28 protein-coding genes are annotated in these 24,177 nt (G+C 40.1%); 6 read left to right on the top strand and 22 right to left on the bottom strand.

Annotated elements, in window-relative coordinates:
• Positions 1-6: 6 nt before the first annotated feature.
• Complete coding sequence (locus GKD17_RS14665; RefSeq protein WP_007832507.1) at positions 7-1,083, top strand: hypothetical protein; 1,077 nt, start codon at positions 7-9, stop codon at positions 1,081-1,083.
• A gap of 224 nt (positions 1,084-1,307) precedes the next feature.
• On the opposite strand, the gene GKD17_RS14670 is transcribed toward GKD17_RS14665, so the two are convergent.
• Complete coding sequence (locus tag GKD17_RS14670; RefSeq protein ID WP_005841452.1) at positions 1,308-1,526, bottom strand: DUF4248 domain-containing protein; 219 nt, start codon at positions 1,524-1,526, stop codon at positions 1,308-1,310.
• A gap of 351 nt (positions 1,527-1,877) precedes the next feature.
• Here GKD17_RS14670 and GKD17_RS14675 point away from each other — a divergent pair, with 351 nt between their 5' ends.
• The 3 genes from GKD17_RS14675 to GKD17_RS14685 all read left to right on the top strand — a co-directional run bounded on the left by GKD17_RS14675 (position 1,878) and on the right by GKD17_RS14685 (position 3,029).
• Positions 1,878-2,366 (top strand): HU family DNA-binding protein, encoded by a 489-nt coding sequence (locus tag GKD17_RS14675; protein ID WP_007832503.1) that lies wholly within the window; start codon positions 1,878-1,880, stop codon positions 2,364-2,366.
• Positions 2,367-2,508: 142 nt separating this feature from the next.
• On the top strand, positions 2,509-2,613 hold the full coding sequence (locus GKD17_RS14680; protein ID WP_005851569.1) for a smalltalk protein: 105 nt from the start codon (positions 2,509-2,511) through the stop codon (positions 2,611-2,613).
• Entirely contained in the window at positions 2,613-3,029 is a 417-nt protein-coding gene (locus tag GKD17_RS14685; RefSeq protein WP_007832498.1) for an N-acetylmuramoyl-L-alanine amidase, read from the top strand. The genes GKD17_RS14680 and GKD17_RS14685 overlap by 1 nt, the downstream gene beginning before the upstream one ends.
• 61 nt (positions 3,030-3,090) lie before the next feature.
• Here the strand turns inward: GKD17_RS14685 and GKD17_RS14690 are convergent, their stop codons facing one another.
• On the bottom strand, positions 3,091-3,246 hold the full coding sequence (locus GKD17_RS14690) for a hypothetical protein (RefSeq protein WP_007832496.1): 156 nt from the start codon (positions 3,244-3,246) through the stop codon (positions 3,091-3,093).
• Between the two features lie 32 nt (positions 3,247-3,278).
• Between GKD17_RS14690 and GKD17_RS14695 the strand changes: the two genes are divergently transcribed.
• Positions 3,279-3,593, top strand: a complete 315-nt coding sequence (locus GKD17_RS14695; protein ID WP_007832493.1) for a hypothetical protein — start codon at positions 3,279-3,281, stop codon at positions 3,591-3,593.
• A 388-nt stretch (positions 3,594-3,981) separates the two neighbouring features.
• Here GKD17_RS14695 and GKD17_RS14700 read toward each other — a convergent pair whose 3' ends face one another.
• Both GKD17_RS14700 and GKD17_RS14710 read right to left on the bottom strand, forming a co-directional pair.
• Complete coding sequence (locus GKD17_RS14700; protein WP_007832491.1) at positions 3,982-6,099, bottom strand: DnaB-like helicase C-terminal domain-containing protein; 2,118 nt, start codon at positions 6,097-6,099, stop codon at positions 3,982-3,984.
• Entirely contained in the window at positions 6,096-7,397 is a 1,302-nt protein-coding gene (locus tag GKD17_RS14710; protein ID WP_007832488.1) for a DUF4373 domain-containing protein, read from the bottom strand. Before GKD17_RS14710 ends, GKD17_RS14700 begins: the two co-directional genes overlap by 4 nt.
• Positions 7,398-7,615: 218 nt before the next feature.
• Between GKD17_RS14710 and GKD17_RS14715 the strand changes: the two genes are divergently transcribed.
• Positions 7,616-7,825: a hypothetical protein gene (locus GKD17_RS14715; RefSeq protein WP_032940510.1), complete on the top strand. Its 210-nt coding sequence runs from the start codon at positions 7,616-7,618 to the stop codon at positions 7,823-7,825.
• Positions 7,826-7,996: 171 nt separating this feature from the next.
• Here the strand turns inward: GKD17_RS14715 and GKD17_RS14720 are convergent, their stop codons facing one another.
• The 18 genes from GKD17_RS14720 to rfbF form a co-directional block, all read right to left on the bottom strand.
• Positions 7,997-8,422, bottom strand: coding sequence for a putative toxin-antitoxin system toxin component, PIN family (locus GKD17_RS14720; protein WP_032935545.1), 426 nt, complete (start codon positions 8,420-8,422; stop codon positions 7,997-7,999).
• On the bottom strand, positions 8,419-8,634 hold the full coding sequence (locus tag GKD17_RS14725; RefSeq protein ID WP_032935542.1) for a hypothetical protein: 216 nt from the start codon (positions 8,632-8,634) through the stop codon (positions 8,419-8,421). Before GKD17_RS14725 ends, GKD17_RS14720 begins: the two co-directional genes overlap by 4 nt.
• Positions 8,635-8,823: 189 nt before the next feature.
• On the bottom strand, positions 8,824-9,645 hold the full coding sequence (locus tag GKD17_RS14730; RefSeq protein ID WP_007832474.1) for a YjbH domain-containing protein: 822 nt from the start codon (positions 9,643-9,645) through the stop codon (positions 8,824-8,826).
• Positions 9,646-9,781: 136 nt separating this feature from the next.
• A complete protein-coding gene (locus GKD17_RS14735) occupies positions 9,782-10,534 on the bottom strand; it encodes a WecB/TagA/CpsF family glycosyltransferase (RefSeq protein WP_007832469.1) in 753 nt (250 codons plus the stop codon).
• A 13-nt stretch (positions 10,535-10,547) separates the two neighbouring features.
• Positions 10,548-11,717 carry a glycosyltransferase gene (locus GKD17_RS14740; RefSeq protein WP_007832468.1) on the bottom strand — a complete coding sequence of 390 codons (1,170 nt, stop codon included), beginning with the start codon at positions 11,715-11,717 and terminating at the stop codon, positions 10,548-10,550.
• A 13-nt stretch (positions 11,718-11,730) separates the two neighbouring features.
• Positions 11,731-12,162 (bottom strand): acyltransferase, encoded by a 432-nt coding sequence (locus GKD17_RS14745; RefSeq protein ID WP_235778213.1) that lies wholly within the window; start codon positions 12,160-12,162, stop codon positions 11,731-11,733.
• 104 nt (positions 12,163-12,266) lie between these two features.
• Positions 12,267-13,145 carry an alpha-1,2-fucosyltransferase gene (locus tag GKD17_RS14750; protein ID WP_007832465.1) on the bottom strand — a complete coding sequence of 293 codons (879 nt, stop codon included), beginning with the start codon at positions 13,143-13,145 and terminating at the stop codon, positions 12,267-12,269.
• Positions 13,142-14,101, bottom strand: a complete 960-nt coding sequence (locus tag GKD17_RS14755; protein ID WP_007832464.1) for a glycosyltransferase — start codon at positions 14,099-14,101, stop codon at positions 13,142-13,144. The genes GKD17_RS14750 and GKD17_RS14755 overlap by 4 nt, the downstream gene beginning before the upstream one ends.
• Positions 14,091-15,374: an O-antigen ligase family protein gene (locus GKD17_RS14760; protein WP_007832462.1), complete on the bottom strand. Its 1,284-nt coding sequence runs from the start codon at positions 15,372-15,374 to the stop codon at positions 14,091-14,093. Before GKD17_RS14760 ends, GKD17_RS14755 begins: the two co-directional genes overlap by 11 nt.
• A gap of 103 nt (positions 15,375-15,477) precedes the next feature.
• Positions 15,478-16,347, bottom strand: coding sequence for an alpha-1,2-fucosyltransferase (locus GKD17_RS14765; RefSeq protein ID WP_007832461.1), 870 nt, complete (start codon positions 16,345-16,347; stop codon positions 15,478-15,480).
• A gap of 76 nt (positions 16,348-16,423) precedes the next feature.
• Complete coding sequence (locus tag GKD17_RS14770) at positions 16,424-17,059, bottom strand: acyltransferase (protein ID WP_007832454.1); 636 nt, start codon at positions 17,057-17,059, stop codon at positions 16,424-16,426.
• A 55-nt stretch (positions 17,060-17,114) separates the two neighbouring features.
• Positions 17,115-18,062: a glycosyltransferase family 8 protein gene (locus GKD17_RS14775; RefSeq protein WP_007832452.1), complete on the bottom strand. Its 948-nt coding sequence runs from the start codon at positions 18,060-18,062 to the stop codon at positions 17,115-17,117.
• Positions 18,059-19,588 carry a lipopolysaccharide biosynthesis protein gene (locus tag GKD17_RS14780; RefSeq protein WP_007832449.1) on the bottom strand — a complete coding sequence of 510 codons (1,530 nt, stop codon included), beginning with the start codon at positions 19,586-19,588 and terminating at the stop codon, positions 18,059-18,061. Before GKD17_RS14780 ends, GKD17_RS14775 begins: the two co-directional genes overlap by 4 nt.
• Before the next feature lie 60 nt (positions 19,589-19,648).
• Positions 19,649-20,935 carry a protoporphyrinogen/coproporphyrinogen oxidase gene (locus GKD17_RS14785; RefSeq protein ID WP_032935634.1) on the bottom strand — a complete coding sequence of 429 codons (1,287 nt, stop codon included), beginning with the start codon at positions 20,933-20,935 and terminating at the stop codon, positions 19,649-19,651.
• On the bottom strand, positions 20,928-21,839 hold the full coding sequence (locus GKD17_RS14790; protein ID WP_007832438.1) for an NAD-dependent epimerase/dehydratase family protein: 912 nt from the start codon (positions 21,837-21,839) through the stop codon (positions 20,928-20,930). The genes GKD17_RS14785 and GKD17_RS14790 overlap by 8 nt, the downstream gene beginning before the upstream one ends.
• A gap of 13 nt (positions 21,840-21,852) precedes the next feature.
• Entirely contained in the window at positions 21,853-22,284 is a 432-nt protein-coding gene (locus tag GKD17_RS14795; RefSeq protein WP_007853879.1) for a hypothetical protein, read from the bottom strand.
• Positions 22,284-23,384, bottom strand: coding sequence for a CDP-glucose 4,6-dehydratase (gene rfbG / locus GKD17_RS14800; protein WP_007832436.1), 1,101 nt, complete (start codon positions 23,382-23,384; stop codon positions 22,284-22,286). Before rfbG ends, GKD17_RS14795 begins: the two co-directional genes overlap by 1 nt.
• Positions 23,385-23,403: 19 nt before the next feature.
• Complete coding sequence (rfbF, locus tag GKD17_RS14805) at positions 23,404-24,177, bottom strand: glucose-1-phosphate cytidylyltransferase (RefSeq protein ID WP_007832434.1); 774 nt, start codon at positions 24,175-24,177, stop codon at positions 23,404-23,406.

Here is a 24,177-nt window from a genome sequence, read left to right on the forward strand (position 1 = left end):
AACAACATGAAAATATACGCTTATATCCTGATTGTGCTGTCCGGAGTCCTGACGGCACAATGCAGCAAAGTCACCCTGGATGAAATCTGCGGCTACCCCTCCGCTCCCGGCGGAGGAAACGGGGAAGGAGAAGGAAACGGTGATTATAACAGTTACTGGTATTACTCGTATGAGGCGGCGCAACTGATTGATGCGGAAACCCTGGGCATGGAAACGGCCGAGGATTTCACCCCTTATACCGTCGCCCATCTGGGGGATACCCTTTTCATCGCAAACATCGGAAAGGCAGGCAGCAGCCTGTTGCTGTTCAGTATAAAGAAAGGTGAACGGCTGGGAACCTTGCAGAGCTGGCAGCACGACGGCGGGGAGAAGAGTTTCGGAAGTCAGATAGAGGCCATCGTCCCGTCGGGCAACCGGCTGTATGTGGCCGAACGCCAGTCGCGCATCCATGTATTCCGGTTGCCGGAACTGTCCTACCTCACCTGCATAGGCAACGGGCAATGGAGCGGCCCCGTATTCCAGGCACAGGCCATGACGGTAAAGGACGGGCTGATTTTCGCACGCGACAAGAACGGAATGGTCAGCATTTACAAAGAGGAGGATGCCACCCCGGAAAATTACCAGAAGGTGAACCGCTACCGCCGGGCATCCGGCAACGGCAGTCCGGGCAACAACGGCTTTGCCAGCCATTCCATGCAGCCCGATGCGGAAGGGCATCTGCTGCTCACGGATTATGAAGGAAAGAAAATACGGGTGCTCGATCCGGCACTGGTCAACGATGATATGGCAAACGACGCTTCCATCGATCTGGACGATCTTTCCCTGTCGCCCGGCTTCAAGCCCAAGACACTGGCGTTGTGCGGCGACCGCTGGTATGCTACCGGCGATAATGATGCCATCAACATATACGAACGCCAGTCCAACGAATGGAGCAAGAAAATAAAAACTGTAAAAGGATATGCTTTTTCCCAGCCTGCCCGCATCTATGCGCAAAACGACTCTGTGCTATGGGTTTCGGACACGCACAGTTCCAAACGGACACTGGTGAAAATGCTGGTGCATAAGGGGGAAATACGGGAATAGAGGTTCTATTCCGTTCTTTATCCAGAATGTGAATGACACGAATGGCGCAAATTGGGTTTATATCTCTGATTGGCGTCATTCGTGTCATTTTCATTCACATATATCAACCTTGCCAATCTTTCAATGCGACTGTCAACACGAACCGGTCGTTCACTTGCAATATCGATTACGTAATTGGAGAAGCTATTCTTTTTATTTGGCTGCACACCCATCACAATCCCCTTTCACGGCTCCCCTATCGCCCCCACAATCAGCTGTACCTGAGCCGGCATATAGGTACGGCAACTCAAACCACTGCCCATCTTCTCCAGCTCCTCCCTGAGGTGAGGATAATAGTCAATCCAATATTGCAACTTACGGTAAGCCACCTGCGGATTCAAATCCGGGAAATAACACAGGGCCAGTTCGGTGCGGCCGTACGTGCGTATCTCAAAATTCTCCATACATTCCATACTTTTTATTTACTTCCATAAAAGTACGAAAAACGGACGAGAAGAAAGAATGTTTTTCCAACAATAATCAACTAGAATCAACTGTTATCAACCACAATCCACCGGAATCAACTTTCCGGAATCCGCACATCGTATCTTTGTAATGTCGGGACGATGAAGGCGAAAGATCTATAATCTTACAGCTGTAAGATATAGGATCTTACATGTGAAAGATAGGGTTCTTTCAGCAGTCGGCAACCAGTGGCAGACGGTTAATGGGCAGTGACTGACGGCTGACTTACTTCATTCCCCGGCAACAGTGTTTCTTAATTCTCAATTATCAACTTTTAATTTTAACAGACTATGGTAAATTACAGTATCGTTATGCGTAGCAATCCGATGGACGTGGACGCCGCCAAGAAGGCCTACGCCAGTGCACAGTATTCGGAAGTGATGGACATCAACCGCTTTGCCGAGCACATTGCCAGCCACGGCTGTGTGTACAAGCGTGCGGACATCGTGGCTATCCTCACCATGGCAGTGGACTGCATGAGGGAACAGCTTCTGGGAGGACAGAAGATACAGCTGGGCGACTTGGGGGATTTCTCCATCAGCATCAACAGTATAGGAGCGGAAAGCGCTGCCGACTACAATCCTGCCATCCATGTCAGAAAGCTGAATGTGAACTGGAGTGCCGGAACACGTTTCCAGAACTTGCAGGAGGAAGCTGTGTTCAATCTGGTGGCCACGCGCAAGGCGGCCCGACTGGTGGTGAAGGCGCTGAAAGCCGGAAAGACCAGTGTGGATCTTACCGGAGAGGCGAAGGAGCCGGAAAACGGAGGACAGGCCTGACGGAACTCCTGTACGACGGAGGCAAGACACGACGCTAAAGGGCTGAATGTGCCCCTATGACAAGCCGTTTTTCATTGGGGCACATTCAGCCCTTGGCTTCCATTACAATTCACTTATTATCAACCTCTAAAACAAAATTCCAATGAGTTCAAGAACAAAGAAAAACACCTGGACACTGATTCTGAAAGTAATTATCACCGTAGCCACCGCCGTTGCCGGCGCACTCGGCCTGAACGCCTGCATCTGATGAACAGGAGAACCATCACCCTGATTATTATCCACTGCTCCGCCACCCCTGAGGGGCGGAGGCTGGATTTTGAGACCTGCCGCCAGGACCACATCCGCCACCGGGGTTTCACGGACATAGGATACCATTTCTATATCACCCGCGACGGAGAGATTCACCGCGGACGACCTCTGGAAAAGGTGGGAGCGCATTGCAAGAACCACAACCGGCATTCTATCGGCATCTGCTATGAGGGCGGACTCTCGGCGGACTGCACACCTGCCGATACGCGTACTCTGATGCAGAAGGGAAGTATGCTGGCACTGCTGCGCGAGCTGCGCCTCCTGTTCCCCAAAGCGTTGATAGTGGGGCATCATGACCTGAATCCCGTGAAACCGTGCCCTTGTTTTGATGCTGTAAAGGAATACCGCTTTTAAGGGAAGCTTTCTCCAAAGATAGGGTTTCCAATGAGAACTGTTTGTTTTCAAAGAGGCTTCTTCAAAGATACTGTATCCAAGGATGATTTCTCCAAAGATAGGGTTCCCAATGAGAACCGTTTGTTTTCAAAGAGGCTTCTCCAAAGATACCGTATCCAAGGATGATTTCTCCAAAGATAGCATTCCTTTCCTCCGCTTTGATTTCCTGACTATCCATTCAACTAATCTTTTCATTTAACAATAATAAAAATGAACTATCTGATAAACCAACTCATGACCGTGGACAAAGCCTTCTACCGTCATTATCTGGAAATGCTACTCACCCTGAACCGCATCCATGCCCTCACCCCCTGGCAGATGTCCATGCTGCTGTGGAGAGCCAAGATTTTCCATATACAGGTGCTCTATCCCGAACTGCTGCGCATCAGCCTGTGCACGGAGCAGGAGAAAGACGAAATACGTTTTATGAAAGGATGGAAACTGAAAGAGCTGGAGAAAATAATGCCCGCATGGCAGCGACGGCAGTGCGAGGAGATAAAACGGGAACGGTGGAGAGGATTTTAATGGCTAGTGATTAATGAGGAATGATCAGTGATCACTGAGGAATGGTCAGTAATCAGTAAAACCTGCCGGCAACATGATCTACTTGTAAGCAACTTTTAAAGGGGGTATGTCAAAATCAAATGACTACTCCGAAAAGTTACAGATTGTAACTACAAGACCTAAAAAGCGGGTGTCAAAACTCAGTTTTTGAAAACATGAACTTATAATCTGAAATTTGAGCATCCTAAAAGACTAAAGAAAGGGTCGTATCATTACTCCATACAGAGCTTGATACGATCCTTTTACATGTTATAATTACTATCTGTAACTTTTCGGGGCTGTCCTTTTTGTTTTGACATCTCCCTTCTCCTATCCCCAAGTTATTCAGGAACAGCAACATTCAACTACTTCATTCCCCCTCATTAAACCCCAGGCCCTGCTGTTCGGGCTTCAGCTTCTCTGTCAGGAAATTGGTATGCTCCCACTTCGGTTCGGGCGGATTATGATCCAAGGTCCTCTCCTCGGTAGGGGTGTAGCGTCCGTTGTAAGTGCTGAAGGCGAAAAAAGCATCTCCCGGTCCGCCCAGATGGTCGAAACGTACCTTGGCCACACGCACCAGCACCTGCCCCAGTTCATCGTTACGGTCTACCACCATTCCATAATCCGTCTTGTTGAAAAAGGCCGCCGAGCCGTTGATATCATACAGCGTGGGCACAGGCCAGCGTTTGCTTCCCGGTTCGCGGCGCAACTTGGTGGGGTGCGCCACCAGAATGAGCAACACCTTGTGCTTCACGGCAAAATTGGAGAACTCGTCGAAGATGCGGCTGATGTACTGCGTTTCCGTTTCCCAGTCGGGAATCTGATGCTCGAAGCGGTTGAAGGGGTCCACCACCAGCACCTTCACTCCTTTCCGGCTCACCAGTTGGGCTGCAATGCGGAGCACGCTCTCTACCGAGAAGTCCTCTTTCGGCATAATGGAGAAGACACTCTGTGCCAGGTAACGGATGGCCTGTCCGGCTTCCGGCAACGGCATCCCCTTGTGTTCGAAACGCTTGCCCACCACGCGGCGTATCAGCTTGCGGTAGTGATAGGCCAGCGGGGTATTCTCCGGGCTGAAATAGCCCACCTTCCAATCGTGGCGCAGGAGCAGGCGCATGGCAATTTCGTCCACAAACTCGCTTTTTCCGCTGCCGGGAACGCCTGTGACCGTGAGCACAAAACCACGCTCGAACTTGATCAGCCGGTCCAGATTCTCCAGTCCCGTATCGGCTCCCTCCGGCATTCCGTTGTAATAAATATCCATCAGCGTATCCCATTCGTCCATGGGGCAGAAGACTCCTTCCAACGGGATTTCCGCCGCCTGCTCCACCTGCTGGCGGAGCCTCGGAAGATCGTACTTCAACAGATACTCGTTGGCATCCTTGCAGCCTTCCCCCCAGGCCACCACCTTGCAGCGGTCCACGCCCAGGCGGCGCACCAGTTCGTCGCGCAACTCCACTCCGCGCTTGTCGGTATCCATGGCCAGGATGATTTCCGTCTTGTCATCGAAGTGCGACTCCACGAAGCGGTCCAGCCACTGAAGGTTCGCGCCTCCGGCTCCGTTGGGTACGGACACCACCTCTTCCAGTCCTGCGGCTATCAGGCTGAGGGCATCTATCTCGCCTTCGGTGATGTAGCACTTTTCCTTCCCTTTTATGGCGTCTATGTTCCAAGGAATCAGCTCGGCTCCTTTCACCATCTTGAAATGCTTTGCGGCATCCCGGAATTTCATGTTTTTCATTACTCCGTCCTCCAGGTAAGGGAAGCAGATGCAGGCTTCTTCCTTGCCGGTCTGCGGCAGGAATTCCAAGCGTTCCTCTATCTTCATCCTTGTCAGGACGTCCATCGGAATACCTCGTCTGCCGACCATGTATTCCATCATTTCTCCATTCATAATTTGTTTGTTTTTATTGATTACCGGGCATACGTAATGTACAGGCGGTTGCAGGGGGATGTGCGGCTTGCGTTGCGACGTGTTATGGTGCTGCGATGCTGCATCGTGATGCTGCGACGTGTTACGGTGCTGCGGTGCTGTATCATGGTGCTGCGACGTGTTGCGTTGCTGCGGTGCTGTATCGTGGTGCTGCGACGTGTTGCGTTGCTGCGGTGCTGCATCGTGGTGCTGCGACGTGTTATGGTGCTGCGGTGCTGCATCGTGGTGCTGCGACGTGTTGCGGTGCTGCGGTGCTGCATCGTGATGCTGCGACGTGTTGCGGTGCTGCGGTGCATCCTTCTGCTGTTTCTGCCGTTCCCGGTCTTGTTGTTTCTGTTCTCTTTTCCACATCTCGTCCTCGTTCCACGCTATGGCGAAATCACAATGAAAGCATTTCGCCCATCCTCCTTCACGGGTGATATGCACACTGAACGAAGGATCTTTGGGATTGCTTCGCGTTGCGGAACATTCGGGACAAGGCATACGGAAATGGTCCTTTCTGCGCGGCAGGCTTTTCAGCCACCGCACATAATCTGCATGTTCTTCGCGCGTCATATCCAGCTCTGTTTCAGGTTATCCCAGGTGGCACGTCCGTTGGGGCGCGGTGGTGCACCGGCAGGAAGGAGCACTCCGCAGTACGAACGTTCGCCGGTCAGCGGATTGTACGTTTCGTAGGGTGAAAGTGATATCGATTCATTTTGCATCCTGCTCCTTTCTTTCAGCTTTTCTTCCAGAAAAAGACGGGTGGGCCTTTCTCGGCGGATGTAGTTGGCGAAATAAGCTTCGGCTTCGGACACGGAAGTGATTCCTCCTGTGTTTCCTTGTGCCACGACATGTTTCTTGAACAGATCACGAATAAAAGAAAGATTGTTCAAAAAGAGTTCTTTCAAACCTGACATCATCCCCACAGCCTCCAGCCAACTCTGAGTAATGAAAGCTTCATTGATGCATTGTTCCCATCGGGGCATCGTTTCGGACAATTCGGAAAATCGGGGAAGTTTATCAACAGCAGCAACAGCAATTATTTCTTTTTCTTTGTTATTGTTGTTTTTCTTCTCTCCTCTATTCTTTTCTTCTCTTATAAAGCTTTGCTTAAAGCTTGCTTGCAAGTTCTTTCCATAGCACTCATTATCAACACTTTGAATCACATTTTTGACTGAATTTTCATTTGTATTTTTTGCAGTCGTATTTTTCATACTTTCCGCACTACTTTTCACGTTGCTTTCCGTGCTGTTTTCCTTGTAGATTTCCTTATTATAATCCGAATGGATTGGCTTGCTGCTCTCCATGCAGACAGTCTTGTTACTATCTACATTGCTGCTTTCCATATAAATTCTCTCCTTGCTATCCATACTGGGTGCACCACTGCTTTTCATGTAGACTTCCTTGTTATTATCCATGCAGGACGCATCACCGTTTTTCCCCTCGTTGATTCTGCCCCTCCCTATTGCAGACGCTGTAGACGCAGTTGCTTTTGCAGATGCTTTCACCGTACTTTTCTTACTGCTTCTCCCTCCCTTACTACCGGCAGCAGCACGTTGCTCGGAAAGTTTGCTCTGATATCCCATCACCTCGTCCAGATACAGACATCGGAAATACCCGTCCTCTGTAATGAGAAACAAATCGAAGTCCTTAATAAGATGTTGCAGATTTTCCACGGTAGCTCCCCACTGATCGGCCAACAAATCTAGTTCATTAAAATCATGTTTGTATTCCTGCTGTTTGCGCAGAAACAATATCGTTTCAAGATACAACCCCAGCCCCATGCATTTCATGTCCGCATTCAGCTTCATCATTTTGTAATCCGACATCAAACTGCAATTCAGCCGGATAAACTGCTCTGTATAATCCATTTCTTTTGTGTGTTAGTATAAATATAACGCAAAGGAACGCAAAATATAAATAGGGCGTTGCTCACAAAAACAAGCAATTGTTAATAAACATTTCCTATCTTTGCCGAGACATTTTGTAAGTAGCTATGTTTATGCTGTTTACAAATCATTATTTAATAATTTAATTTTTAGTAACATGAAAAAAATTTGAGATCATCAGCACCTGCATCGGTAATGCCGTGCGAAGAAACGATTTAAACCCCAACAACTTGGGCGACAAAGGTGCGATAGGCCGGTCCACCGCCACCAAAATTCGAGACGGCAAGATTGTGACTCCAAATTCTTACTTCAAACTGATGAAATGGCTGGAAAAGGAGAAACCGGAAGTTTACAAAGAAGCCATGGAGCACATCCTGAAAGAACTGGGCAAGCTCAAGATGGAAGAGTAACCTCCCGGCTTCCCGGAAACGGGAATTTTCCCCGGTAAACGTGGAGAAACGAGAAACCGCCATAGAGCGCCTCTGCATGGAGACTGCCTCTATGGCGGTTTTTTGCACCCAGGATGCATGGAGTTATAGTTATTTTATTTCCAACTATAAATCCTCCTTTTTACTCAAAAATTATTTTTCTTGTGACAGATAAATACAGAATTGCTGAATATTTACAACATTCACTTTGGGAAAATCGATATCTTTCAGCACATCATAATGATGGTCATTGGTAACAATGTAGTGAGCATTGGCCGAAATGGCACAATCCACAAATTTATTGTCATCAGGATCGACTGTAATCAGATTAAAGTGATAGAATGGAGTTATCAATTCAACAAACGGACTGTTCAATATGGTTTTCACCACATATTCCGCCGTTTCATTGTCGGTAAGTCTTTGCAGAATTTCTATATATTTCTCCAATATTTCATTGGATACACAGAGCTTGTTCGTTCCGTCCACAAAGGATTGCCACAAGACATGGTAACGACTCTTTTGGGGAATGCTTTGAATAAGACAATTCGTATCAAGAACCAACTTAGCCCTTGACGTTATTTTAATGAATGGATATCCATTTCAGCTATTTTATCCAGCTTTTTCTGGTCAAGAATTCCCTTATCCCAAAGTTCATCCAACTTTGTATTCATCCGTTTGGAATAATATTGACAGAGCATCTCTTTCAATTCTTCCAGACCTTCCTGAGATTTATCGTAAGAAAACATTTCCAACAAATGCCTCTGTATGGGGTTGAATACTGTAGTTTCCATAATTATATCGGTTATAAATTCTATGCGAATATAGAATTTATAATGATAATATCCAAAATGTTTCTCATTAATTAACGCCTATGAAATATGACTCGATAAATCTTGCAACAATATCTCCCTTGCATCCGATGTTCAAAGTGTTGTAGAGTAAAATCTATTCCGAAGATCCTAATCGGATAATCTTTTTTATCATTTCAGATGGATTTTAAAATAAATGCCACCGGAGAAATATTTCCCGCTGTTCAGTTCGGCAATCAGGTTGATGTGGTCTTTCCAAAGCTGGTAGTGTGCCCCGATGTTCACTGTGCGAGCGTCATATTCGGCCATCAGATCCAGTCCGTTCAAAGCTTTCACCGCCAGGTTGTCTTCCGGCAATAGGTTGAATTTGAAATTCACCCCCGCGGCAGGCCTTCTGTAATGAGGGAACCAGCAGGCACGGTAATCCACGTATGCGGCGTGAACACCCAGCGTCCCTACCCCGGTGAAACTGAAATGTTTGGTTGCCGCCAGATAATATCGTGTAAAATGATTGTTCTGCATACCGTCCTCATCGAACTTGATAGCCCCACCGCCGTATGCTTCATGCGAGGTGGGATCGTCCAGACCAAGGACTATCTGCGGAGTCCAAGACTTCCACCAGCCTTCTTTCCACAACCGCAGGCGAGCATTGAAGGCACGGTCCTGATTGGTGTACTTTCCCCAAGACTGCTCCGGAAAATAAGTGGAGCCATGATTTGCATAATTGATGGTGCAGGTGTATCCCACTTCAAGCCAAGGAAAGATGGTTATGTTCAGATAATAATTGAATGTGTATTTTATCTCATTGGTGGTAAGATACTGCAACGGAACAAGATGTAACACATTCCCTCCCACCATAAATGTCTTGTCTTTTTGCATCTCGGCAGTGGGGGCATGAAGAAGTCCCGTTGTGCCGTATAGTGCCTGTGCCTGACTCTGTAACGAGCTAATCGCAATAAGGCATATTAAAATTAATCGTATTTTTCTACCCATTATTATGAGAATTCAATCTATCTTTGCTTCCATGAAACGTTTGCAAGCAATAGTGTTATTAGTATTGAATGGGATGATTTGGTTGATATCTTTCATTCTGCTCCTACCCATTGTTTCCTTACATAGTTTATGGAAACTATGCAAAAGGATCTTTGTAAAGCCCCAATAATTGTTTTGCAAAATAATAAAAGAATTGAATATCATCTATAAAATAGCGTCTGAACAGTCGCCTGGGTTCTTTCAGGAAGCGATAGAACCATTCCATCGCCAAGATTTGGACTAGTTTGGGAGCACGCTTTATATTACCGGCTTCAAAGTCGATGGTAGCGCCAAGGGCCATAAATAATTTTACACCAGACATCCGACTACGGTATTTTGCTATCCACTTTTCTTGCTTGGGTGCACCAGCTCCAACCAACAACACAGTAGCGCCACTTTCATTGACTATTCGTATCAGTTCTTCACACTCCTGTTCGTTCTTCTCGAAACCGTAAGAGGGTGAATGAGCGCCGACCACTATTTGCCTCCCTACTCTCCTGTTTATATTCTCCATCGCCTTTTTAGCAACTCCTTCGGCTGCTCCTAACAGAAAAATTTTACAATTAGGATTATTGGCATGATAATTATAGAATGCCGTAAAGAAACTGCTTCCCGGAATAGCCATCGGTAAGGATCGCTTTAATAATTTTGACGCAAGATAAAGGATCTGGCTATCGCATACTATCCATTCCGCTCGCTGGTAGATGTCGTAAAATTCTCTGTCACGCTGGAGTTTTATTAGGTGGTCGAGGTTGGGGGTGTAAAGTACACCTTCAGCCATTTGCTCCAATAGCTCTTTTTGGGTGAGAGAAAAGATATCAAGATTTAGGAAACGAACTGAGTTTTTCATTAGAAGTTAACCTTTACAATTTAGCAAATAATTTATTCCATGAATCTACAATTGATTCCACCGAATATCTTTTACTGGTTATTATGGCTGCTTGTGCCAAATTATTACGTTTATCAGCATCCAACATTAATTCTTTCATTTTTTCTGTTGCAAATTCTGTATCATACCCTTTTTTATTATAAGGTAAAATCATACCATCCACTCCATCTGAAATGATATCATAAACAGCAGAATAGCTTCCATATACTACAGGAATCACTCCAAAACTCATTGCTTCTGCCAACACAAGTGGAAATCCTTCATATTCAGAGGTAAGAATCAACAACGATGCACGCTTATAATATTCTAAAGGACTTTGAAATCCTTCAAATGAAATACGCTGTAAAGATAATTTTTTAGCTTGCACTTCTACATTTTCACGTTCTGAACCATCTCCTATAATCGTCATATGCCAATCCGGAAAACTACTTTCCAACTGCGCCCATGTGTCTACTACACGGTACACTCTTTTCTGACAAAAATCTAAACGCCCCACAAATAAAATCTCTTTCTGTTTCTTAGCAATATCATATTCAAACCTACCACAATCAATGGTTACAGGGTTAGTCTGTATTATTAATTTTGTAGTCGTTCTAATACCTGTAAATGCTTTAAACGTCTCTACAAAACTAGGAGACAATACCACATAACGATCACTATGATAATAATTCCAACGCATCCCTTGTGCTGTTATTTCATAGAATACACTACGCAACACATTCAATAACATACATTTCAACGGATTATTCGTTTGAGCTAATTTATCATCTATACTTTGAAGTCGTCCGTTTCTATCAGGAGTGTTATGATATACTGAAATAAATTTCACCCCCAATCCATTAGCTGCTTTAAGTGCCGTTCTTAGTGGAAAAAATGGTAAGCCCCATTGATTAATCACTATCTGCACTCGTTCTTCCAACATTACGCAACGCATTAAGGATATATTCTCCTTACTACACCTAAATCCTCGAAGTGTATAGGTTTTTACCTTTTCATCCAACATATTAATAATAGAATGACTAGCATCACTAAAAGCTGTGATAGAAACGCGAAACCCTTTTTTAACAAATTGATTAGCAAGGCAAGCGGTAACTATCTCTACTCCTCCTACTTCAAATGTCTTTAGCACGAATAATATCCCCATTTTTACACCTTATTTAAAGAGCAAACCAATAATTATAAGACTGACTAGGAGGGTTTATCACATTCCTCTTTCGCAATATTTTTGCAGGGTTACCACCTACTATGGCATTTTCTTCCACATCTTTTGTCACTATACTCCCTGGCAATACAACACAATTATGGTGTAATGTGACTCCAGGCATTATCATGGCATTAGAAAAAATAAACACTCCATCTTCTATTACAACAGGAGAACCTTTAGTTTCAAATTGTGGGCTATCAATATTATGTCCCAGTGTATATATCTTCACATTATGAGCTATTCCTACATTATTGCCAATAGTAATTCCTCGACGATTATCCAAATAGCATCCAAAATTCACTACGGAATTTTTACCCATTACAAATTTACCAACATGAAAAAATTTACAGTAACGATGGATACAACTTCGTTTTCCTATTCTCATACCAAACAACCGCAAATAAGAACTTCGCAAAGGATTAGGGATAAAATGGTATGAAACATTAAGGAAAGCTACTAAGATAAATTTACATTGAAGAAATATTAATTTTATTCTAAGGATATCCATTTTTCAGGAATTATTAAAGAATTTATATTTCGATATTTTTGCATTTCTTCATTAAACCATTTTTTAGGACAAACAACTATTTTATTATCATTTCTATTTAAATAAGCCCCCCACCAACTATATGTACTATTAGCTATAATATTATGTTTAAACAAACTCATAAGTTGCATATCAAAATGATTTCCCCATCCTATACAAGGATTCCAATCAACCGCTATATATGATACCCCCTTAATATTTTTATTAACCCAATCCCAATTATCAGAAAAAATATAAAACTTGGGCTCATTGATCTTTGACTTTATATATGCAATAGCATTCTGATAATAAGAAGCAGAGCAAGTTCCTTGATAATCTCGACGTAATAAATAGTCTTCTCCTTTCCTTATATGAATTGCAACAGAATTTTCTGATTGAATTTTAACTGCTAAATTTTGATTCTTAAAATCAGTAAAATTACTGAAGCCAAAAACTTTATAAATTTGATCTTTAACATCATCTACCATATTTGCATTTTGAAAAGCTCCAGCAATATATACATTTGATTGTAATTCTTTTTCTGCCACCAAATCAAATACTTCGGGCATTTCAACATGGGTTGTAAAAGGGAAATAGTGTCTCCGAATTTTTGAAATAATATCATAACCACCTCCCAAAACATAAATATCAAAAACTGATGCTTGTTCAACTCTCGCATTAGGAAATATTGCATTCCAACTTATATCTTCCATTTTCCATTTTGATGGTTTATACAGATTATCCAAAAAAACATTATATCCTTTTTCCTTCAGATACAAGTAATAACTGTATTGGAACATTCTATTAGCTAAACCAGCTGACATTCTCACAATTACTTTCATTTTTTTATTTGATTATAATATTTAACAAAAATATCCTTAGGACTTTTATTAGCAAAAACACTATATATAATATTTCTATGTGCACGTATATCTATGTAAAATTTTTGATTATGCGTTAAAATATAAAAATAAATATTTATACATAACTTTAAAAACGATCTTAAAACAACTAGAATACTTAAAAGGAAATATTTAAAAAAATTTGAGTTTGAATAATAGTTCAGTTCTCCTTTTACTGCCGCTGGCGATGTTGCCGTTTTAACTAAAGTTGCTGTAGCATTTTCTATATGATATATTTTTACGTTTGAGTCTACAAAGAATAAATACCCCATTTGATTTGCTTTGGTAGACAAAGCAATATCTTCTGGACAAAAAAAATATTGTTCATCAAACATTCCCAATTCCTTCAGCACTTCCGTTCGAAAAAGAAATGCTGCGCCAACAATATCATATGTCTGAAAAACACCTGTTTGGTAGGTATATTTAGATTTAATTTTTTGTTCTTTCCATAACCCCATAAGAAATAAAGAATAAGTTAAAAAAGAATGTCTAGGTCTTCCACAACTTTGAATCTCATCATTTTTAAAATAAGTTGCCGGACTTATACAGACAACAGATTCTGGCAATTTTTCTATCGAATCAAATAATAAGTCTACTACTGGCATAGGAAAGACTGTATCATCATTTAATATAAAACAATATTTTCCTTTTGCTATTTTTATTGCTAAATTATTATTTTCAGAAAAGCCTCTAATTTCTTTACTTTCAATTATTTTTATCCATGGATAATTTTGCTTTATGTACGATAAATTTTCGGGACTAAACATATAAGCAACAACTATTGTTTCATATGACAATGAGGTATATTTTTTAATACTATCCAAGCATGGAATCAAATTAGATAGATTATTCATACATACAATAATTATACTGACATCAAACATATTATAGTTCATATTTAATTCTATAAAACGGACTATTTTTTATTATTAAAAAGATGATTATATAATACAAATGCATTTTCATACCAGGTAGAGATGTCATAGAACCTACTACCCAATAAGCTAAACATATAAAAAAAACGGGCCAAGATTTATATTGTATTGGTATTTTTATCAATGAAAAATAAGCTAAATAGAGATTCGCAATAATTCCTATAATCCCCAACTCTGGTAATATTGAAAACCACATACTCTCACGCCCTAACAACTCAGAAGAAAATTCATTGTTCATCGTTAAATAATAATTAAAGCCTAAGCCCAATAATGGTGAAAAATATAAAAGAGCAATAGCAGCTTCAAGCTGTCTAAATCTTAAATCAGGAGAACTTCCATATTGGGATTCTTCCGAATTAGGAGTTATTATAGTTTTAAATATATCAAAATATTCTGACAAATATGGGGCTATAAATAAAGCTAATAAAACGACAAAACCCAGTAACCTAAAAGTTTTCAAACTCTTTATTTTTATAAAAGAGAAACAACTTATTGCAAAAAATAAAATAGGAGTTCGACTATTAGAAAATATAGCAGCCATAGCAGATAATATACATATTATATAAAGTATATTTCTCCACTTGGTTTTAATTCCTATTTTTACAAGAAGTATTAGTACAAAAAGAATATATAAAATAAAATTTACTCCTGCACCTATAGCGTGTTCAAAAACGGATTGAACTCTATACCCACGAACATCATCAACACTATAAGCCCAATCAACACCTGCCGCACCAGCCAAACTAACCTCATAGTCTCTAATAGGATTTAGAGCTGTTAACTTTTCAAAAAAAGCATAAGTAGCAGCAAATAAAAAAACAACAGAGAACCATTTAAGTAAAAAACGAATATCCTTAATTGACACCACCTTCCATATCATCCAAATTAAAATTAGATCTTTTGAGACGTTCCCTATCAATTGAGGTAATGCTCCCCAAAAACCGATATAAGCCACAACACTAGAAATACACCAAGATATAAACAAAAAGACAAAAGGTTTCTTATAAGGGAATGCACATTTTGTAGTTGACAGCCTCTCTTTATTTTTCAAAAATAACAAAATAAAAAAGAGGCACATAAGCATATCCAGCCTCACAACAGGGAAACCAGGCAAAACAAAGACTGTAATATTTAATCCAAGAATTAATCTAAAGACCAAAAAGCATAAAAAGCCTTTATGAAAGTTTTTTATACTATATAAACAAATAACCAAGCCTACAATTGTAAATATCATAAAACATTCATTGTGTGGTATATCAAAAATATAAATAAGATACAAGATATTAGAAACACTTGCATTTATAATCAAGAATTCATCTCTTTCTTAATAATTTTCATTACCCATTAATAATAATCCAAGATTCAGGTATTATAGTATCCAATTTTTTCACCATGCCCCCATACCAATCCTTTGGACAAACAACTATTTTATTATTATTTTCGTTCAGATATGCACTCCACCAACTATATGTACTATTTGCTATTATATTATGCTTACATAAGCTCATAAGTTGCATATCACAATGACTATGTATTCCACTGGATGGATTCCAATCTACTGCAGTAAATTCCACTCCTCTTATATTTTCTCTAACCCAATCCCAGTTATCTGAAAAAAAATAAAACTTAGGATTAGGAACATATTTCTTAATATAATTTATTGCTTCATAATAGTATGAAGGAGGACAGGTATTAGGCAAATTCTTCAAATAATCAATATTTTTTCTAAAATGGACAGCTACAGAATTCTCTGTTACTAATTTGGTAGCTAACTCTACATTTCGAATAGAATCCAACGGCTTAAAAGTAAAAGCCTTTCTTACAGCATCTTCACTTGATTGAAAATATTTATAGGAAATCCAGAAGCCTATAAAAATACAATTAGTAGACGCTTTTTTATGTATATAAGGAAGATAATCCAAATTCCATCTCTCTATATACCTATTATCAGACATATATTCAGAGATACGTTTCAACAATTTATAGAATCTATCTTCTCGTAAGACCAAAGGAAAAGAATTCTTATCACATCTTTGTATATTTACATTAACAAATACACTATCTAATTTAGTTCTCTCAAAATCAAATCTAGGAATAAAAGAATCTTCATCAATAAATACATCCAATCCTTTTTCTCTTAAACTCAAAGCAAATGCATATTGAAACATTCTATTAGCTAAACCTGCACCAACATAAACTACTACCATATTTTCATTAATAAATTATCATTTTGAAAATCCAAAACACAATAAAACTTATAGTGACAAACTTAGATTTATTAAATCAACATAATGATTTAATAATACGTGCTGGAGCTCCTACGCACAAAGAATAAGGAGGGATATTTTTTGTAACGACAGAATTAGCACCAATCACACAACCTTCTCCTATAGTTACTCCAGATAAAATACTAACATTTTCTCCAATCCAAACATTCTCGCCAATAACAACCTTACCAGAAGAATATAATGATCTTTCTGTTGGAGAACGTTTAAGATCTTCCATACAAAATTGACCATGAGAATTATCAGTAATCAATAACCTAGGACCTGTCAGTACATTATCACCTATTAATATTTGATTATATGATGTTATATGTGAATATGCTCCAATTATTGTATTCTTACCAATTCGAATATTTCCACAATTATTTTCATCACTTTCAACTGTTAATATACAATTGTTCCCAATATTCACATTCTCAGATATATAGATATTTTTCCCACCATAAATAAATATTGGTCTCATTATTACTGATAATTTTCCGATATACCGGAAATTATGTTGCAACCACCCCGTATATATAATATCAAAAAAGTTTTTTATAGACAAGGATAGACTATAACTATAAATAAAGTGAATAAAGAAACCAACCAAACGAATTTTTTGTTCCAAAATCAATTTAATACTTGAATTCATAATTACTATTATTTACTTGCAATAAACTATTACAAACTTCAAAAAGCAACCATAATTAACAAAATCTTCTAAATGAATTATCAAACCTCTTATCATACACATGATAATAATACTTTATTCCCATAAAATCTAATAAACAATGTTTTAATCTAGCAATATCTCTTTTAATACTTTCTTTATTCCTTTTAAGAATAAACGGCTTTCCTTCTGCTATTGCATAATATTTCCCATATAAATATCGCAATGGATGATTACAATAATTAAACCATGGTTTTACATATAAAAAATGAATAATTTTAGGATTTCTCCTTATTTCATCTAAAATGGGATATACATTTGTGTATAAATTAGGCTTTTCGTAAAAATAGTCAGGATAAACATTCCATTCTTCCGAGAATAATTTAAAGGATCCCTGCATTGTTGCGTTCAAAGCATCTTGATCTGCTGCAATCATTTTATCTCCATTATGTATTGCATAGTCTAGAACTTTTTGAGCAACATTATTGTTCCTCCAATAATCACAATTGATAAGCATAACACCAGTATTTATATAAGTGTCATTTTCTTCCAATTGGAGATTTTTCTTAAAATTCGGCTCACAATAAGTCAAGTCATGTGTTGCAGCGAACGCATAATCTGTTATATCTATGTCCCATAATGCCTTGAGATCTGAATTGACTATAATATCGCAGTCAAGATATAAAAGTTTGTTTATACCAGGCAATAAATCAGCTGCAAACAACCGCAAATAACACGCTATATTATGATATGCAAAATGTATTGGCAAAAATTGAAGCTTTTGTGAATCTACAATAATAATCTGAACCTTCGTCCCGTATCTTTGTCCTAAAAGCTCCAACCCTTTTATATTCTCATCACTCATAGAAGTTGAAAAGACATATACTTCCTTGTCATTCTGCTTATTATTTTCAAAAAGAGAGGTCAACATCACCTTGCAATGAATTGCATACTCATTGCTAGAATTACATAATATACTTATCATAATTTTTTTTTGTATATATTGAAAATTAGATTTTTTAATGCATTTTTCTCTATAACATCAAACACCACAAAATAAGAAAGCACAGCAACAAATAAAATATTTCCAAAAGAAATACCAATAAGAGTACTTAGTGTGGACTTACCATTATTTATATTAAAAATCCATACCAGTCCAAAAGAACAGAAAATGACAAATAATAAAGGTAAAAGCACTTTTGTATAATAGCGAGTTAGTCCTAACCCTGTATATAATTTACTAAAAAAAGAAATAATGAAACAAGAAATAATATTAACAAATAAAGAGATATATAATACATTTTCAGCAGCATATCCCAACTTCAGGAACACGTAGCCAATAGGCAAAACGAGTAATTGAAAACTATAATTTATAATTTGAAACCATTTGATTTTGCCTACAGCATGAATCGATATCTCAATTCCAAAGCTTAACTGAGAAACGAGTCCCATCAAGACCGATATCTGACAAAAAATAATTGTATAATCAGGAATAGACTTCAACCATAAATTAAGTATCACACTAGTTTGAAAGAAAAAAGGAACTGCAAAGAAAAGGTACAGCAATGTATTAAATTTACACGTCGTCTGACATAATCTAAGCATTCGTGCCCTATCACCCGCCCCTTCACTTTTCACTATCTGGGGTTCAATAGCTCGAACTATAGTCGTCGTAAAAAAGTTTAACTGAGATGAAATTTGATTAACAATACCATAAGCTGCATTAATCAATACTCCAAAGAAAGAGTTCAAAAGTAGTGCAACGCCTTGACTTTTGGTCATAATAGCCAAGGCTCCCATCAGATTCCAACCTGCATAAGAACAAATATTTTTAAAATAAGAGATCTCTTTTATCTTTAAAAATTCCATTTTACATTCAGCATAAACCTTGCTACAATAGAGCCATACAATAAAGAAACTATTAATTGAAACCATCATCATGCAAACCGTATATAAAACAAGCCTATTCCCTAAATAATTCAACAAAATGAAAGCAACCAACAATTTACATATAGATTCCAATACTCCTGTAAATGCATAGATATGCAAAGCTTCATGAGTTGTAATAGCAGCTTGATAAGGTGCAGATATTATAGTAAAAAAAGAACTTATAGACATAAAATGCAAGACAATCAAAGCGTCATCATATTTGCTATTGGGAATAACCATCACATTATTTATTAAATAAAGACCTCCCAATTCAAATAGCAATAAGACAAGTATAGCTATAAATAAATGAAGATAGAGACTACAAACAAATATTTTATGAACTTCTATTGGTTTACTCTTTCCTGCTGCTATAGATAAGAACCTCTGAGTAGCAGCAGACATTGATGAATTAAGAAAAGAAAACATAGCGATAATCCCTGCCACCAAATTATAGACACCAAAATCTTCACTACCCAATGCTTCAAGTACCCATCTAGTGGATATCAACGAACAAGCAATTGAAATTAATAATTTCAGATAAAGTACAATAGTATTCAATGCTATTTTTGATTTTGCTTGCATTATAATATCATTATTATATTTCTAATATTTCAAATCTCACTCTTACCTTTACTATAAATTTTATTTAATTCCTATCTTTAATCCACTCATTAAACTTTGGTCACTCCACAGATAACCCCATTCCCCAAACCTTCCAATTGTCTCAATGCCAACTGAAGAAAGGTAGTCACGGACAATCTTACGGGCTTCATAAATATTATGGTCAAAAATGACATTGGCATATGACTCGAAACGGATATCAGTAAAAAGGATATCTTCTTCTTTTAAAATGTTTAAAGAAACAAGTTTCCCCACTGAACGTGCCAACAGTTCTTCTTGTGTGTATTCATTACGGTTACAATACACTTCCATTTGAAGTGAGGAACAACCTTCGGGAACATTATCGGGCGACTTCAAGGAAGGTGAGTAGACGCGAGCAGGAAGAATATCCTCATCATAAATGTACCACCAAAGATAAGGAGGGATATTCTTCGTCTTCAGTCCGACCGATATCTGATAACCACAGGTACAGTGTAACCGTGCAACTGCATTGCAAACATCAACAGGAACGTTTTTCAGCATCTTAATTACCTCAGGAAGCGGAAGACTGCTAATCAAACGGTCAAATTGATATTCATCGCCTTTTGATGTACGAAGAAGACGATTCTCTACATCTATCGATATGACCTGTTGGTTATAACGAATATCCTGGTTTTCTACCAAAGCAGACAAAAACTGCTTAAATCCACCTTTTCGTGGATAACGCATCTCCTTACTATAATAGGTTACAGGAGTTTCGGATGTATTGCACCCCTGTATCACTTCTTCAACGGAAGGTTGGTATAAACGGCTTCCTTCCCGACTGCCCATCCATCTTGTTTCCAAATCCTTTGCCTCAGTCATCCAATATTTCTTAGTATAAGGAATCGGAAAATGTTCTGCAAAAAAATGACCGAATTGAAGCCGTAACCATTGATCGTAATTTTGTATCTGAGAAGAGTCGATATCTGTCGGACGGGATAAAAAATCTCTTACTACGGCATCCTTCATCTTCTGAGTGAGCGGATAAAGATTATTTTGGGCCGGATGCTTTATCCATATTCCCTGATAAAGATTATATGCATTAGGAACATGTCTGAATATCTCTCCGGCTCCATCCATAAAGATTCTATTTACTTGTTCATCTTTAGCAAAGGAAAAATGAACAAAACGGTCAAAACGGAAACCGTCAATGGTGAAGTTACCGCAAAGACCTCCATAAGTAGTATCCTTTTCCAAAACTACAGTCTGCTGACCATTGCAAGACAATTTGTATGCAGCTCCAAGGCCGGATATTCCAGCACCAAGGATTAGAACGGGATTATTCATTTTCATATGTCTTCATATCTTCATGCAATATCCTGATACCCTCCTTCAAGGAGATGGATGCCTTCCATCCCAGCAAAGTGATGTTCCTATTTATAGGGGCCACGGCATGCATGGCATCAGAAGGTGAATACGGGCGGCCGCCCCAATTTGCTGTTACGGGACGGTTCCAGACTGACCCTATCATATCCGCCACTTCGCGTAACGAATGCCCCTCACCTGTTCCAAGATGAAACTGGTAATAGCTGTCTTTCAAGTTATCCAAGGAAAGGATTAATGTATAAAAGAAATCTGCTATATCATCAACATGTATGAAGTCAAGTACCTGGTTACCCGGAGAAAAATCCACGGGCTTTTCCGCCTTTACCGCATCGACCAGATAATCAATCACCTTCTTGCTTGAATTATACCGCCCATAGGGAGAGTAGACTACCACATTAATCCAACTCCAACATGACTGTGTCTGATAATACCTTATAATGGGACGTACCGCTGTTTTGGTAGCGGAATAAAGATTATTGGGCAAATATTCACCCGCGCCGTCCAAAAATTCAGTAAATGTACCTATATTAATGAAGTGGCTGCAGGAGGTATGGGAAACTGCCTCAAGCAAGTGGGTGGTAAACAGGATATTTGATCCAATCAGTTTTTCTATGGACATATCATCCCTTCTTGCAGTAAAGAAAGTTGCCATATGGATAACAACATCAGGAGAATAACCGATAACCTGCTTGCACCATCCGCCCTCTGTCGTAGCAATTATTTCCAGGCAAAGACCAGGAAACATGCTTTCTGCTTTCTGTCTGTCCCTTACCAACAGACAAATATCTGTCAATGAACGACTGAACAGATAAGGAATCAGTGTCCTACCTACAAATCCGGTAGCTCCTGTAATCAATATCTTCATAAAGCTACAATGTTTAAAATTTATAGTCTATCGCCTCCAGCTCCATCCGGCTTGCTTCCGAAGGATCATGAGGTTCAGGTATGATATCCATCAGCATGGATATGCCCTCCCCCTCTCCATAAAAGGCCATCCATAGTCCGGGAGCTACAGTAAGCCGCTGATAGCAACTTTCAGGTGACAGGGTTATTTCTTCAAACTGCCCACGGGTGGGACTGCCTTCACGGTCATCATAGATTACGAACTTGACAGCACCAACGGGCACAACCAGATTCAAGGTCATGCGGTTATGGCGTTTCCAGCCTTTGGCTGCACCGTGTTCTATTTGTGAGAAATAGGCCTCACCAAATCCGACATAACCTTCATCAGTAGATTTTAAAGCATGATAAATATCCCCTTTGGGTACGACAATATGCTTCAGGGGATGAACTGTCACTCCTTCCATCATTATTCCGCCCATTTTAAATGTTGTGCTCCGGCAGCCCTGACATAGGAATCTATCTGGGCAGTGGTCAAGCTGTACATATCCACATTGGCATCTGTATAAAAAGCTTTGTACCAGTCAGCAATAAAATGTACACATTCCTCATAGTGCAATGTAGAATGCCAGTCAAGATAAGCCAGTGCCTTGTCACAATTAAGTTTCAATAAAGTAGCCTCTTCGAAAGGCACATTGCCGGTCAGCCGGGCTGCCGTATTCCTGTCCAGCCCCCAAAGTTCGGCCAAATCCTGAACCAACTGAAACACAGTCTTGGTCTGCTCCGCACGAGGGCCAAAGTTAAACGGTTCTCCATTCTTCACCTTTCCTTCATAAAGGTATTGTCCAAGATTGAGATAGCCGCTCAATGGTTCCAATACGTGTTGCCAGGGGCGGGTAGCTTTGGGACTACGTATCTCCACCACCTCATTCCTTGAAAATGCCTTGACACAATCCACGATGATACGGTCTTTCGCCCAGTCACCACCTCCGATAACATTCCCGGCACGGGCCACTCCCAGTTTGATATTGGGCATAGCCTGGATAAAGGATTTCCAATAACACTTGATAGTAAGTTCGGCTGCACCCTTTGAACCGGAATAGACATCCTTTCCGCCTACCGCATCTGTCTCACGATATCCCCAGATCCACTCCACGTTATCGTAAGCCTTGTCACTGGTGATAAGAACACAGGTACAATTCCATGTGATATTACGGATGACCTCCAGCACGGAAGCCGTACCTACCACATTGGTAGTGATGGTATCAAAAGGCTCCTTGTAGGAAGTAGAAACAATGGCCTGTGCAGCAAGATGAAAGATAAAGTCAGGCTTTACAGTCTGAACATAATCATTCATCTCCTCTTTATTACGGATGTCACCATAATGGTGATGGATTCTGTCGGGCAGGCCAACAACCTCGAACATGGACGGTTTGGTAGGTATACTATTTGAATAGCCGTATACCTCCGCCCCCAGCATGAGTAACCATGCTGACAGCCAGCTTCCCTTGAAACCGGTATTACCGGTTATCAATACTTTCTTTCCTCTATATACATTATTGAATGCCATATTTATCCTTTTATTTTTATCATTTCCAATATTTCCAAGGTGCTTTGCCCGAAGCCAAAAGGCTCTCCAGTTTTTCCTTGTCACGCAACGTGTCCATGCACTGCCAGAAGCCATGATGCTTATAGCAGGAAAGCTGCCCCCGGGAGGCAAGCGTTTCAAGAGGTTCACGCTCCCAGGTCGTTGTGTCATTTTCTATATATTCCAATGCTCCCGGCTCCACAACCATGAAACCTCCGTTGATCCATCCCATATCATCCCGACTCTTTTCACGGAAAGACCTTATCATAGAACCGTCAATGTCCATTACTCCGAAACGGCCTTCGGGAAGCACACCTGTCAACGTGACCATAGTCCCTGCCTCTTCATGAAACCGGATACATTCATTAATGTCAACATCTGACACACCATCACCGTAAGTCATAAGAAACGGCTCACCAGATATGTAATCTTTAACGCGTTTAAGACGTCCGCCCGTCATGGTATTCAAACCTGTGTCAACCACCGTCACTCTCCAGTCTTCCGTATGATCACTATGTACAGTTACTTTCCCATTGGCGGAAAAGTCGAATGTCATATCACTATTATACATATAGTAGTTGGCAAAATAATTCTTGATAACCTGCTGCTTGTATCCGCAACAGATAATAAACTCATTATGACCAAACTTGGAATACCATTTCATGATATGCCATAGGATAGGTTTGCCACCTATCTCAATCATCGGCTTGGGCTTGAACTGGCTCTCCTCGCTAATACGAGTACCAAAACCTCCGGCTAGGATTACTACTTTCAT

The sequence above is a fragment of the Phocaeicola dorei genome (assembly GCF_013009555.1).
Classification (GTDB): Bacteria; Bacteroidota; Bacteroidia; order Bacteroidales; family Bacteroidaceae; genus Phocaeicola; species Phocaeicola dorei.